Here is a 13,949-nt window from a genome sequence, read left to right as displayed (position 1 = left end):
CAGGAAGGGCGAGAGATGCAGCACTCAAGCGCATTGAGTTTCAGGGACTTCGTCGACGGACTCCGGGCGAGCGGAGATGCCGTCTTCATCGAGCGGGAAGTGGACTCGCACCTCGAGGCGGCGGCGATCGCTCGGCTCGCCGGTGAGCGGAGGGCCCCGGCGCCGGTGTTCGAGAACGTCAGAGGGGCCGCCGAGGGGTTCCGGCTCATGGGCGTGCCGGCGGGGATGAGCTCCCAGGGAAACGGGTTCTCCCGCATCGCCGCTCACTTCGGCCTCCATGAGGCGAGCGGTCCGTACGAGATCGTCGAACACCTCGTCGCGGCGATGCATGCGACGCCGAAGCCTCCGGTGACCGTCGAGACCGGTCCGGTGAAGGAGAACATCATCCGCGGGGACGAGGTCGACCTCGACGTCTTCGGCTCGCCGCTGCTCCATGCCCAGGACGGAGGGCGCTACTTCGGGACCTACGGCATGCACATCGTGGCCACGCCCGATGGCAAGTGGACGAGCTGGTCGATCAGCCGGCTCATGGTCAACGACTCGACGTCACTCGTGGGTCCCGCTATGCCGATGCAGCACCTCGGGATGATCCATGAGCAGTGGAAGGCGCTCGGCAAGCGCACCCCGTGGGCGTTCGTGCTCGGTGCCCCGCCCGCCGCGATCGCGGCCGCCGGGATGCCGCTGCCGGCCGAGGTCAACGAGGACGGCTACATCGGCGCGCTCACCGGAGAGGCCGTCGAGGTGGTGCGCACCGAGATGCACGACCTCTCCGTCCCCGCCAATGCCGAGATCGTCGTCGAGGGGTGGATCGATCCCGAGCGCACGGCGATCGAGGGACCGATGGGCGAGTACCACGGCTACCAGTTCGCCGAGGGCTCCCCGAAGCCGGTGTTCGAGGTCGAGGTCATCACGCACCGGGATGATCCCATCCTCCCGTTCTGCGTCGCCGGGATGCCGCCGGAGGAGAACCACACGATCTGGGGGACGATGATCTCCGCCTCGGCGCTCGACCTTCTCCGCTCAGCAGATCTGCCGGTGTCGTTCGCCTGGTGCAGCTACGAGGCGGCGACCTGCTGGATCGCGGTGTCGATCGATCTCGACGAGCTCGCGCGAAGCCCCTGGGACGAGGGGGATCTCGTGCGGAAGGTCGCCGACGTCCTCTTCACCTCGCACGTCGGCTGGCTCGTGCCCAAGGTCCTCCTGGTCGGATCCGACGTCGACATCACCGACATCGACCGCCTCGTCTGGGCGCTCGCGACCCGGTACCGGCCGGGCACCGAGTACGTGTTCAGCGATGCCCCCGGCATCCCCCTGGTGCCCTATCTCAGTGCCGAGGACAGGAAGGCCGGTCGTGGTGGGAAGTCGATCATGAGCCTGCTGCAGCCCGAGCAGCTCGCCACCGGGCGGACGGCGGGGATCGCCGCCGAGTTCACGACCTCGTTCCCCGCGGAGCTGCAGAAGAGCGTGCTCGAGAACTGGGAGGACTACGGCTACCCGGCCGCGCGCGGATCGGAGTCGAGCATCCCGTAGACGACGGTGTCGGTCCACTCGCCCTTCGACCACCAATCCTGGCGCAGGTGGGCCTCCCGCGTCATGCCGATCCGCTCCGCCAACCTCGCCGAGGCGGTGTTGCGGGCGTCCATCTGCGCGACGACCCGACGCAGGCGGTAGTGGTCGAAGGCGACGCGGAGCATCGCGGTTGCCGCTTCGGTGGCATAGCCGTGCCCGCCGTGGTCGGGATGGAAGACCCAGCCGATCTCCGCCTTCGTCGGGTCGGCCCCCTCGGTCCACAGCGCGACGTCCCCGACGACTTCGGACGCGGTGGCGGACGACGCGGGCGAGGTGGGAGCGGGCGCCTCGGCGGTGACCTTCAGGGCGATGACCCCGACGGCCTGCGCCGCGGCCTCCGGCGCCGGCATGCCGGTCCCGCTCGTCTCGACCACCAGGGCGAGGGCGCGCGCGTCGGTCTCGAGCCCGACTCGGGGTCTGCGTCTGGCGATCTCGGTGCGGGCCACCTCGGCGGTCCAGGGATCGGAGAGCAGGTACCGGGAGACGTCCTCGCGCGAATACATGGGCAGGAGCGCCTCGACGTCGCTGTCGCGGTAGGGGCGCAGCCGCAGACGTTCGGTGAGCAGGGGCAGGGGGATGCTGTCCATGGGTCCACGCAATCACATCGCGGGGCCGGGGCAAAGCCTCACGCGCTCGTGGTCAGGGTCTTCGGGCTCACCGGGCCGCGTCCGCATGTTCGCTCACCGCCGCCCGGTCGCACCTGGGTCAACGCTTCTCAGCTCTGCCTGCCCGCGCGGCGGGCCCGCAGGCCACGGTCGCGCGTGTGAAGGCACGACTGCCGCGCCTTCCACGCGTGCGCCCCTCGAGCAGCTCGCCAGCTGATAGAACTGATATAGAAACAATCGGCATTGAAATCGACTCTGAATCGATCAAAAATCTCAAGAGGTGAATAATTCGCGTATTTGCTATTGACGTCTGTGTCCTGCGTCACTAGAATGGGGGTCAAGCAGGACACGCTTCACTGAGGACGGATCGCAGGCGATGACGCTCACCCCGGACAGGAACTGGCTCTCCGAGGGATCCCGCGCGGATTCCCCGGACGCCGGTGCGGGGGCGGAGGGAAGCTCGTCCGGTGGGGGCGCGACTGCGCCGCGGTCCGCGCCGTCCTCGGAATTGTCCACCGCTCCCTCCGATGGCGGAGAACGGGACTCCGCACTCCCGTCCATGTTCACGGAGGCCACCTGGAACGATCTGTCGGCCCTGGCCCCCGAGGTCTGTGAGAGCCTGACATCTCTCGGTGCGCTGGCCGAGCAGCTGCGGACGTTCCACCGTCCGATGGGACCCGACGAGGCGCTGGTCCTCATGGACGGGCTCGAAGCCCTCGATCGCGCGGTCGAATCACTCTCGGTCATTGCCCTGTCGGTCTTCGAACGTGTGGGCACGCCTGCGGAATGCGGAGCCAAGACGACGGCAGCCCTCGTGGCGGACAGGCTGCAGACCTCCGAGCGGGAAGCCAATCGTCGAGTGGCTCTGGCCCGTGACCTCGGGGCCCGGGTCGAGATGACCGGTCAACCCGTGGAGCCGAGATATCCTCTCGTCGCAGGGGCGCTCCACGACGGTCGCCTGTCCGCGGTCCAGGCGACCGTGATCTCCGCTCAGCTCACGAGCATGCCCTCCAGGGTGGGGGAGGACGCCCGGTTGAAGGCCGAGGAGATCCTCGTCGAGAACGCGCCGAACGTACGCGTCCGAGACCTCGGCACCCTCTTCCGCACGATCATGGCCTGGGCCGACCCTGACGGAGCCGAACCGACCGACTCGAACGACCGCAACCGCAACTTCATCACTATGCGCGCTCGCCGAGGTGGTGACTGGGACCTCAAGGGCCTCCTCGACGCCGTCACGGGAGGAATCCTCCATGGCCTCCTGACGTCGCGCCTCACCGCCGACGGACCGAAGGCCGAGGGATCCACCACCGTCGATGCCGCGGGAACCACGACCACCGCGGAAACCCGCGACGACTCGGCGATCGGTGACGGATCCTCGACGAGCGTCGGCGGTCAGATCGACGAGTCGAGCGCCGTCCGGGTGTTCGACGAGGTGCTCAGTGGTCAGTGCAGCGACGCACCGGCGACAGCCGCCGAACCCGCACCGGTCGACCCCCGCGGGGTCCGCGAAGACGGCAGCCAGGTGGACGTGGGCAACCTGCCGAGTGTCAGACAGCAGATCTACGAGCGCTTCTCCTCGGTGATCTCACACGTGGAGATGGGCCGGATCCTCGCCGGAGCGCCGTTCGCCCTCGTGGTCACCGCCAAAGCCGAGGATCTCACCTCCGAAGCGGCCGGCGCGGGGGCCATGGTGGCCGAAACGGACGCCGAGAACCCGATTCCCCTCTCGACGGCACGGGACGAGGGCCTCAACGGCACGGTCTTCTTCCACCTGATGAGCGAGAAGGCGAAGATGGTGGAAGTGAGGACCGAGAGACGATTCGCGAACTCGAAGCAGTTGGCGATCCTCTCCTCCCGGGACCAGGGCTGCACTTTTCCCGGCTGCGACTCTCCGCCCGGCTGGTGCGACGCCCACCATATCGTCCCGTGGTCCCAACAGGGCAGGACCGATGTCTCGAACCTCACGCTCGCCTGCGGCTATCACCACAGGCTCATCGACAGATCGGACTGGGACACGGTGATGCTCAAGGACGGACGACCGGCGTGGGTGCCGCCCGCCTCGATCGATCCCGCGAGGAGACCGGTCGTCCACGCGAGATTCATCGCCCGCGAGATCGCCGAGACGCTCTTCGACTGAAACGCATGCGGCCTCCGGAGGTGCGGGCACGGATGCCCTCCGGGCCTCGGACACGAACTCCGGGCACGGACGCGCCGCACCTCAGGTCATCACTGCGATCGGAGGGCGCGCGTCCACGACAGGCGAGGACCCGAGCGCAGGATCGAGCGCTCGAAGATCCGGGTCGCGAGGAGCAGCGCTCCGAGCGTGGTGACGACGAGGATGAGCAGCGACACGAGGGGCTCCCACCACTCGATCGTGCCGAGGAATACGCGCATCGGTACGGCGACCGCCGCCGAGAACGGGATGAAGGACATCACCTCCATCACCGCCTCGTTGTCGGCGAAGATGACGACGGCCATGTAGGGCACGAGGATGATCATCATGATCGGGGTGCTCGTCGACCCCAGATCCTCGGTTCGGGAGACCATAGAGGCGGCGGCCGCATAGAGAGCGGCGACCATGACGAATCCGATGACGAAGAGCGGGATGAACCACGCGATGGGCGCCGTGATCTTGCCCAGCACCAGGTCGTTCCCGCTGATCGCCGCCCCGAAGAGGATGGCGACCGCGGTGAGGGCGATCTGTCCGAATGCGAGGATCGTGCACGCGATGACCTTGCCGAACATCAGCGCCCGTGCCGAGGTGGAGGCGAGCAGGATCTCGACGATCCTCGACTGCTTCTCCTCCACCACCGAGGAGGCGATCGTCGACCCGAACGTCACCGCGGACATGAAGAACACGAGCCCGAGACCCAGTCCCATGAGCGACGTCAGGGCGGGATCGGGAGCGTCGGGATCGAGGAGTTCGACCGTCGGCAATCGGCTGAGGGAGCTGACGAGGGACTCAGGTGCCGAGCGCTGTGCGATGACCGACAGGCCGACGGGCGACTCCTCGTCCTCGACGACAGCGGCATCGGCCCGGCCGCTTCTCACCAGGTCCTTCGCCTCCTCGGCATCGGTGACATCGATGAGCTCGATGTCGCCGGCTCCTCCGAGTGCTTCGGTCTCCGCCGGCGCTCCGGCCGCGGGCGTTCCGGTCCCCGCGGACGCTTCGGCACCCGCCGACGTGTCGTCGCCCGTGAGACCGTCGGCATCCGCGATCGCCTCGGCGCCCGCAGGGGTCACCGCCACGCGGTCGGTCGAGTCCAGCAGCGAGGGAAGCGAGCCCGAGACCGCGACGAGAGCCCCGAGGAGGACGATGCCGAGCAGGGTCGAGACCATGAACGCCTTCGACTTCAGGCGCACCATGACCTCGCGTTCGATGACGAGGCCCATCGCCGTCGTGAAGCTCGCGCGCGCCGCGGTCATCGCGGGGGACATGGACGAGTCCGCCGCCGGGGGGAGAGACGAGGACGCAGGCGGACGGGCCGATGCTGTCATCGTCGCGTTCCGCCGTGTGGTCATGGCGGGATCGGGATCGGTGCTCATGACTGCGTGACCTCCTGGAAGAGCCGGTTGAGGGGGAGTCGATGGGGGGCGAAGGAGGCGCCGGAACCGCGCTCGAGCGCTCGGCGCAGAACCGCCTCGGCGCTCCCGGAGTCCGCAGCTGCGAAGCGCACCCAGCTGCCGTCGAGCTCGATGACGTCGACATCGGGAAGCTCGCGGATCCAGGCCAGGTCGGCAGTGCTCTCGAGCGTCCACTCGGGCCGGCTGCGCAGTCGTCGGAGTTCGTCCGTCGTCCCGGTGGCGACGAGCCGACCCTGGTTGATGATGACGAGATCGTCGACGAGGCGTTCGACGAGGTCGAGCTGATGACTCGAGAAGAGGACCGGGGCTCCCGTGGACGCGAAGCCCTTGAGGACGTCGAGGGTGCGCTCGACGGCGGCGGGGTCGAGCCCGGAGAACGGTTCGTCGAGGACGAGGGCCTGCGGTCCGTGGATGAGCGCGGCCGCGATCTGGACCTTCTGCTGGTTGCCCAGGCTGACTGACTCGAGAGTGTCGCTCGGCTTGCCGCGCAGATCGAGCTGCTCGAGCAGCTCCAGTCCCCGCCGGCGTGCGTCGGCCCGGCTCAGCCCGTGGAACCGGGCGAGATAGATGAGCTGATCGATGATCGGCATCTTGGGGTAGAGCCCGCGCTCCTCGGGCATGTACCCGATCGCGCTGCGGTGAGCAGGGGTGATGTCCTCACCGTCCACCGTGATGCGGCCGGAATCGGCGGCGAGCACGCCGAGGATGATCCGCATCGCCGTCGTCTTTCCCGACCCGTTGGAGCCGACGAAACCGGTGATCCTTCCCGCCCCGATCGTGAAGCCGAGGTCGTGGAGGACCGTTGTCGAGCCGAAGCTGCGCGAGATGCCGTCCAAGGTGATCATGCATCCACGCTAGGCGCGTCGCCCGCCGGCTGCCTCAGCCCCTGGGCTGATTCGCTCTCCCCATCGCGGACGAGGCCTCCTGGGACTGCGGCTTCACCACCCCGTTCTCATAGGCCCAGATGACGGCGTGGGTGCGATCGCGGATCCCGAGCTTCGCGAGCAGGTTCGACACGTGCGTCTTCACCGTCGCCTCGCCGAGGAAGAGCTCCCCCGCGATCTCCGCGTTGCTCAGCCCCGATGCGACGAGGTGGAGGACCTCGACCTCGCGGTCGGTGAGCAGCTCGAACTTTGGGTCCCGCGGAGTCTCGGCCTCGGGCGTGCGCACTGACCGCTCGATGACCCGTCGCGTGACCTCGGGTGACAGCAGACCGTCGCCCCTGGCCAGCGCCGTGACCGCTGCGATGAGCTGCTCGGCCTCGGCGGTCTTGAGGAGGAATCCGCCGGCACCCGCGGACAGGGCCCGGAACAGGAAGTCATCGCGATCGAAGGTCGTGAGCATGAGCACGGCGCCGGCGGCGCCGCGGCGGACGATCTCGGCAGTGGCGATGAGTCCGTCCATGACGGGCATCTGGACGTCCATGCAGATGACATCGGGGGAGAGGGCGAGGGCCTGGTCGATGGCCTGCCTGCCGTTCTCGGCCTCTCCGACGACGGCGATGCCGTCCTCGCTCTCGAGAATGGTGCGGAAGCCCGTGCGGACCATCGACTGGTCGTCGACGAGGAGGACTCGGATCATGGCAAACGTCCTTGAGAGTTCGAGGGGCTGGCGTCGTGAGGGGATGCGGGCGGCGGAACGTGTTCCCGTGATGCGGACTCGGAATCCGGAGAGACGTGTCCCCTGGTCTGGGAATCCGCTGAGGCGCTCGGCGGTGATCCGAGTTCCGCAGCCGTGGAGCCCGTGCGCGGATAGGGGATGCTCGCGCTGACGAGCCATCCGCCCCGCGACTTCGGCCCGACCCGCAGGGTGCCGTCGAGGGCGGTGATGCGCTCGCGCATCCCGATGATGCCCATCCCGGTGCCTTTCGACTGCTGAGTGCATCCCGCCGAGGCGGAATCGCTGATCTCGACCTCGACGGCATGGTCGCCATAGCGTAGACGGACCTCCACCTCGGCGTCCGGGGCCGCATATCGCTGGCTGTTCGTCAGCGATTCCTGGACTATGCGGTAGATCGCGGTCTCCGTGATCGGCGACAGGCAGCGGGGTTCTCCGATCGTCATCAGCTCGACGCTCCGTCCCGTCGCGCGCGTGGCCGCGATGAGTTCGGGGAGGTCGCCGAGGCAGGGCACCCGATGCTCGTCACCGCCGTCCCCGGTGCCTGCGGTCGCACCCGGAGATGACGCGCCCCGGACTCCCGACTCCGTCGCGCTCGGCGTTCCCGGAGCAGTCGCTCCGGGGCTGACCGGCGCACTCGCATCCGAGGAACCGGCCCTGGCATCCGAGCCCCCCGACGCCCCCGCACCCGCGTCGTCCGTGCCCGTCTCGCGCAGCGTGTAGACGAGGGACCGGAGCTCGTCGACGGTCTGCCGAGTGGAATCCTCGATGACCTTGAGGGACTCGCGGGCCTTCTCGGGATTCCTCTCCAGGCTCCGCCGCGCCGCGGCCGCATGGATCCCGACGCCCGCGATGTGGTGGGCGACTCCGTCGTGGAGTTCGCGGGCGATGCGCACCCGCTCGAGATCGAGGGCCTGCTGGGCGAGCTGCCGCTCCTGCGCGTGGACCTCCTCGTTGGCGCGCTTGAGATCGTCGACGAGCCGGCGCTGATTCCATGCCCGGTCGCCGAAGACCCAGGCGCCGCCGAAGAAGGCGATATTGACGAGGAACGCGACGCCGATGCTGGCGGCGTACTGGAGGACCGTCATCGTGTCCGTGTCGGTGAACTCGGTGACCATGACGACGACGAACAGGGCGAACATCGCGATGCAGAGGAAGACGCGCGAGATGAAGGCCGTGCGCCGGTCGATCTGCCAGGCGCCGATCGAGTAGATGCCCATGAAGACGATGATCTGCGAGATGCCGGGCTCCATCGCTCCGAAGATCATCGCGATCCCGTAGACGACCGACTGCGCCCAGGCCACCCGGCTGGGCCAGCGGCGCCGGAAGAGCAGCGGCACGGAGATGAGGACGGAGGTCAGGCAGGCGACCCACAGCGGGGCTTCGAACGGCCAGTTGCCGGCGGTGAAGTAGAGCACCGCGAAGACCACCGAGGACACCGCGAGGCCGAAGGTGAGGTACCAGTCGCTGCGCTGGATCCGCCGTTCGCTCTCGGTGGGGACGGTCGGCACCTGCGACGATGCCGGGCCTGGTCGAGATGCCGAACTCGGCCGGGTCCCTGATGCGAGCTGGGTCTCCGACCCGGCCTGAGCCTCGGCTCCGGGCGAGGCGTCCGTTCCGGGCCCTGCCTCCGCTCGGGTTCGAGCCCCCGACGTCGCGCGGCGGGAGCGTGCCGTGGTCTCTGTCATCCCTTCAGCTTAGACACCGAGGCTTCGCGCTCACATCCACCTGCGGGTGGAAGTGCGCCGCTGGGCCGACGGCGATCGAGCGCGTCGGAGCCGGCCGGTCCTGCCCGTCGCACGATTCGTGCTCAGTCCTCATCGAGAGCGGACAGGCTCGCCGAGGTGGCCCGAGCCATCCAGCCGAAGACGGCAGCACGTTCGGCGGGAGTGAGCGAGTACATCACCGCCATGTTCGCTTCGCGATGGGGTCGTGCGGCGTCCTCCGCAGTCTCGACCCAGTCGGGCGAGATCGAGATGATCGTCCGTCGCCGATCGTCGGGATCCGTCTCGCGGACGACGAATCCGCGGTCGGAAAGACGGGTGATCATCCGCGAGACTGCCGCCGGGCTCAGGCGGGTCGTCTCGGCGAGCTCGGCCGGAGTGGCGGTTCCGGCCAGTTGGAGCACCATGAGCGTCGCATACTCGCTGATGCTCAGGCCATGGACGGAGGCGACGTGGACGCCCCAGAGGATCTGGGACGCGAGGTAGGCCCGGACCGTCGTCGAGGGGTCCTGGAGTGGTGGGTCGCTGTCCGTCACCGGGCCAATATCTCACACGCGGACGCGCCATGGCGGGACCGCGGCCGCCCGCCTCGGCGGATGCGCGTCCGCAGACGCGCCACGGCCGGTTCCGCGGCCGGCCGCATCAGCGGGTGCCGGGGAACCCCGAGCCCGTCCGGAGGAAAACCCCAATGCCATTGGTTGCGCAGGCGCAAACAATTGAGGGATGAACCTCCACCCGACTCCCCGGCACAGATCCACCTGGCTGTGGTATGCGCTGCGGATCATCATGACCCTGTGGTTCCTCCAGGTGCTGCTCCAGACCGTGTTCGCCGCCGGCTTCGTGTCGGGGAGCACCTCCTGGTTCTCGATGCACAGCCTCAATGCCGCCGTCATCCTGGTCCTCCCACTGTTCCTCGCCGTCCCCGTGGCGATCCTCAACGCCGTCGTCGCCCGCGGCGCCCGTTGGCCCCTTGCGGTCATCCCGCTTCTCGTCGTCCTCACGATGGCGCAGGCAATCCTCGGCTACACCCGCACCGTCGGGCCCCACATCGTCGGGGGAGTGCTCATCGTCGCGCTGTCCCTGCTCACCTGCGTCGCACTCTGGCGATGCCGGCACGCGCCGCGGACCCGGCGCCGCAGGAGAGGCGTGCCCGCTTCGGCATCATTCGGCGACCTTCCCTCGTCGCAGCGCAGGAATGGGGGTGCGCGGTGATGACCTGCGATCGACGGACGATCCTCCGCACGGGTCTGCTCGCCGGGGGAGCGATCGGAGCCGGACTGGGCCTCGGCGGATGCGATTCGGGCCTCCTGCGCGTCCCTTCCGACGCTCCCCGCCTGGTTCCGCTCCGCAGCCGCTGCCCGCTTCCGGCTCCGTACTCGAGAGAGCTCCCCGTCGTCCCCGTCCGGCGCCCCGACGCAGGCGGCCGCCTGACCCTGACCCAGCGGACCGCCTCGGCGGAGATCCTGCCCGGGATGTCCACCGAGATCTACGGCTACGACGGGATCTTCCCCGGCCCGACGATCGAGGCGAGGCGGGGATCCCCGGTGCACCTCGCCGTGAGGAACGATCTCGCGGTTCCGACCTCGACGCACCTGCACGGCGGCGTCACCCCACCGGACTCCGACGGGGGTCCCCTCGATCTCATCGTCCCGCCGGGGTTCGACGCCGCGGTGCTCGACGAGGCGATGTCCGCCGGACACTCGGCGATGGGCTCCCACCACCACGGCCGCCACGGGGTGCCGTGGAGGCTGCACGAGAGTTCACGGACCTACCGCTATCCGATGGTCCAGGACTCGGCCCTGCTGTGGTACCACGACCATCGCATGGACTTCACAGGCCCACAGGTGTGGCGTGGGCTGGCCGGGATGTTCCTCATCCGCGACGACACGGAGGACGGGCTGGAGCTCCCCCGCGACGACCGGGAACTCCTCCTGTGCTTGACCGACCGGGCCTTCGACGAGGACGGTCAGCTGCTCTACCCGGCCCGCGACCCCGAACTCCTCCGCACCCCCGGCGTCGAGGACACCTTCATGAACGGCGTGATCGGAGACGTCATGCTCGTCAACGGCGCCCCCTGCCCGCGGACGACGGTTGCGCGCGGACGCTACCGCCTGCGCCTGCTCAACGCCTGCAACGCCCGGCAGCTGAGCTTGCGGCTGAACCCGGGCGCCGGTCCCGATCTGCCGCTGACCCTCATCGGTTCGGACCTCGGGCTGCTGCGGGCACCTGTCGAGGTCGAGACCATCGACCTGGCCCCTGCCGAAAGGGTCGACCTCCTCGTCGACTTCTCCGTCCTGCCCGCCGGCACCCGGGTGGAGATGCGCAACGCGGACCCCGGGGGGCTCGAGAGGATCCTCGCTTTCGATGTCGCCGGCGGTGTGGAGACCGTCCCACCGGCGCCCGCGGTGCTCAAGGAGGACTTCGTCACCCTCGACCCCGCCGAGGCGGTCGCCGAGCGGACCTTCGACTTCCGCCTCGCCGGCGACCACCTGTGGACGATCAACGGCGAGCCCTACGATCCCTGGGGATCGTCGGCGTCGCCGCGCTCGGGCACGGTCGAGCGGTGGACTTTCACTTCCGACTTCGACCATCCCGTCCACGTCCACCTCGGGCATTTCCAGGTAGTCTTCGATCGGAACGGGGAGACGGGTCCGTCGAAGCGGGGGTGGAAGGACACCGTGCGTGTCACTCCCTACGGCGTCGTCGAGGTGCTGGTGACGTTCCCGCGGTTCCGCGGGCTCTACATGCTCCACTGCCACAACCTCGAGCACGAGGACATGGCGATGATGGCGAATTTCACCGTGGTGTGAGCACCCGGACGGGCTCAGTCCGTCGCGGGCTCAGTCCGTCGCGGTGCGCGGCGACCGGTCGACTCCGGTCACGGCGTCGACGGCGCGGATGAGTCCGAGGTGGCTGAAGGCCTGCGGGAAGTTCCCGGCCAGACGCCCGCCGGCCTCGTCGTACTCCTCGGCGAGCAGACCGAGGTCGGTGGCGAAGCCCACGGTGCGCTCGAGCAGCTCTTCTGCCTCGGCGCGACGACCGGACAGGGCATACTGCTCGATGAGCCAGAAGGTGCACATGAGGAACGAGTACTCGCCGCCCGGCAGCCCGTCGACTCCCGACTCGGTGCGGTACCTGCGGACCATCCCGCCGCTGTCGATGAGGTCCTCCTCGATCCGCGCGACGGTGCCGAGCATCGCGGGATCGTCGGGGGCGACCAGCCCGGTGAAGGGCAGCTGCAGGAGGGAGGCGTCGACCTCGGTGTTCGAGTAGGTCTGGGTGAAGGAGCCGCTCTGCGCGTCGAAGCCGCGGTCGAATATCTCCTCCCGCAGCCGCGAGCGCAGGTCGCGCCACCTCCGCGTCGGCCCCGGCAGCCCGTGCTCCTCGACCGCGCGGACGCCCTGGTCGAACGCGGCGAACATCATCGCGCGCCCGTGCGTGAAGTAGTCGGGGGTGCCGCGCATCTCCCAGATCCCATGGCCCTTCCGGTCGAAGTTGTGCTCGAGGAACCGCAGGAGGTTCTTCTGCAGACCCCACGAGAACTCGTCCTCGGACTTGCCCGCGTCACGCAGCGCCGCCAGCGCGAGCATCACCTCCCCGACGACGTCCGCCTGGTACTGCAGGGAGGCGCCGTTGCCGATCCGCACAGGACGGGAACCGGCGTACCCGGCGAGGTGGGGGAGTTCGAACTCGGTGAGGTTGCGCTCGCCGGCCACCCCGTACATGATCTGCACGTCGTCGGGGTCCCCGGCCACCGCCCGCAGCAGCCAGTCGCGCCAGTGCAGGGCGCCCTCGGTGAAGCCGTGGGAGATGAGCGTGCCGATCGTCAGCGAGGCGTCGCGCAGCCAGGTGAAGCGGTAGTCCCAGTTGCGCTCGCCGCCGAAGTACTCCGGCAGCGAGGTCGTCGGTGCGGCCACGATCCCGCCGGTGGCCCTGTCGGTCAGGGCGCGCAGGACCAGCAGGGAGCGGAGCACCAGCTCGTCATGCCTGCTGCGGACCTCGACGTGCTTCGACCAGCCGCGCCAGTAGGCGATCACCTCGTCGCGGGCCTGGTGGGGATCGGCAGGTGCCGGTGACTCGTGATAGGACGGATGCCAGGTGAGCACCCAGTCGAGGGATTCCCCGGCCGAGATCCCGAACTCGCCGGTGAGGCGGTCGGGGACCGCGCCCTGGTAGTCGTCGGGCCTGCCCTCCACGTCGTCGTCGGTCTCGAAGCTGCCGTCGTCCTCGGGGCCGGCATCTCCCGCGCAGTCGGCGTCCGACGGGTCCGCGCAGCTGTGGCGCTCCTGCCAGGCGCGATCCGGGTGGAGTTCGGGTCCGGTGAGGAGGAGGGCGTTGGGCCCGGAGACCGAGAGGAGCCCACCGGCCCCCGAGCCGTCGAGGGCGATCTTGCGGGTCCACGGCTTGGCGCGGTTGTAGTCGAAGCGGATCCGCAGATCGTGCTCGATGGTCACGGTGCCCTCGGTGCACTCGACGCTGCGGATGAGGTCGGCGTTGTCGCCGCACAGGGGCATGAAGTCGAGGACACGGGCTCGACCGGTCGGGGACTGCCAGACGGTCTCGACGACGAACGTGCGGGGCAGATACCGCCGTGAGACGACTGCCCCGTCGACGACGCGCAGCAGCCACCGGCCGTCGTCGGGTTCCCCGAGCAGGGCCGAGAACACGGCCGGCGAATCGAATCTCGGCAGGCACAGCCAGTCGATGCTTCCCTCCCGGGAGAGCAGGGGACCGGTGCGCAGATCGGAGAGCAGGGCGTAGTCCTCGAGCGGGGTGCAGTCGGCGTGTTCGTCTCCCATCCATTCAACCTAACCTCAAGTCGACCGGAGCGGAAGAGAGCCTCGCGGAC

11 protein-coding genes are annotated in these 13,949 nt (G+C 69.0%); 4 read left to right on the top strand and 7 right to left on the bottom strand.

Annotated elements, in window-relative coordinates:
• The first annotated feature begins 15 nt into the window (after nt 1-15).
• A complete protein-coding gene (locus DFO65_RS03690; RefSeq protein WP_113903073.1) occupies nt 16-1,530 on the top strand; it encodes a UbiD family decarboxylase in 1,515 nt (504 codons plus the stop codon).
• On the opposite strand, the gene DFO65_RS03685 is transcribed toward DFO65_RS03690, so the two are convergent.
• The gene (locus DFO65_RS03685) at nt 1,491-2,156 is read right to left on the bottom strand and encodes a GNAT family N-acetyltransferase (protein WP_113903072.1); all 666 of its coding nucleotides are present in this window, start codon (nt 2,154-2,156) and stop codon (nt 1,491-1,493) included. The two genes, DFO65_RS03690 and DFO65_RS03685, sit on opposite strands and share 40 nt — an antisense overlap.
• 577 nt (nt 2,157-2,733) lie before the next feature.
• Here DFO65_RS03685 and DFO65_RS17255 point away from each other — a divergent pair.
• Complete coding sequence (locus DFO65_RS17255; protein ID WP_245940451.1) at nt 2,734-4,311, top strand: HNH endonuclease signature motif containing protein; 1,578 nt, start codon at nt 2,734-2,736, stop codon at nt 4,309-4,311.
• Nucleotides 4,312-4,400: 89 nt separating this feature from the next.
• On the opposite strand, the gene DFO65_RS03675 is transcribed toward DFO65_RS17255, so the two are convergent.
• The 5 genes from DFO65_RS03675 to DFO65_RS03655 form a co-directional block, all read right to left on the bottom strand.
• A complete protein-coding gene (locus DFO65_RS03675) occupies nt 4,401-5,612 on the bottom strand; it encodes an ABC transporter permease (RefSeq protein ID WP_245940450.1) in 1,212 nt (403 codons plus the stop codon).
• 104 nt (nt 5,613-5,716) lie between these two features.
• Complete coding sequence (locus DFO65_RS03670) at nt 5,717-6,604, bottom strand: ABC transporter ATP-binding protein (RefSeq protein ID WP_113903071.1); 888 nt, start codon at nt 6,602-6,604, stop codon at nt 5,717-5,719.
• A gap of 34 nt (nt 6,605-6,638) precedes the next feature.
• A complete protein-coding gene (locus DFO65_RS03665) occupies nt 6,639-7,340 on the bottom strand; it encodes a response regulator (RefSeq protein ID WP_113903070.1) in 702 nt (233 codons plus the stop codon).
• A complete protein-coding gene (locus DFO65_RS17250) occupies nt 7,337-8,887 on the bottom strand; it encodes a sensor histidine kinase (RefSeq protein ID WP_245940449.1) in 1,551 nt (516 codons plus the stop codon). Before DFO65_RS17250 ends, DFO65_RS03665 begins: the two co-directional genes overlap by 4 nt.
• A gap of 299 nt (nt 8,888-9,186) precedes the next feature.
• Complete coding sequence (locus tag DFO65_RS03655; RefSeq protein ID WP_113903069.1) at nt 9,187-9,636, bottom strand: MarR family winged helix-turn-helix transcriptional regulator; 450 nt, start codon at nt 9,634-9,636, stop codon at nt 9,187-9,189.
• Between the two features lie 187 nt (nt 9,637-9,823).
• On the opposite strand from DFO65_RS03655, the gene DFO65_RS03650 reads away from it, so the two are divergent.
• Together DFO65_RS03650 and DFO65_RS03645 are read left to right on the top strand one after the other, a co-directional pair.
• Nucleotides 9,824-10,312, top strand: a complete 489-nt coding sequence (locus DFO65_RS03650) for a hypothetical protein (protein ID WP_113903068.1) — start codon at nt 9,824-9,826, stop codon at nt 10,310-10,312.
• Nucleotides 10,312-11,910, top strand: coding sequence for a multicopper oxidase family protein (locus tag DFO65_RS03645; RefSeq protein WP_113903067.1), 1,599 nt, complete (start codon nt 10,312-10,314; stop codon nt 11,908-11,910). The genes DFO65_RS03650 and DFO65_RS03645 overlap by 1 nt, the downstream gene beginning before the upstream one ends.
• 30 nt (nt 11,911-11,940) lie before the next feature.
• Here DFO65_RS03645 and DFO65_RS03640 read toward each other — a convergent pair whose 3' ends face one another.
• Complete coding sequence (locus DFO65_RS03640; protein WP_113903066.1) at nt 11,941-13,899, bottom strand: glycoside hydrolase family 15 protein; 1,959 nt, start codon at nt 13,897-13,899, stop codon at nt 11,941-11,943.
• Between the last annotated feature and the right edge of the window lie 50 nt (nt 13,900-13,949).

This window comes from Brevibacterium sanguinis, assembly GCF_003315415.1.
Classification (GTDB): Bacteria; Actinomycetota; Actinomycetes; order Actinomycetales; family Brevibacteriaceae; genus Brevibacterium; species Brevibacterium celere_A.
The sequence above is the reverse complement of the archived record's forward strand: the minus strand, read 5'-3'. Positions and strand labels throughout refer to the sequence as shown.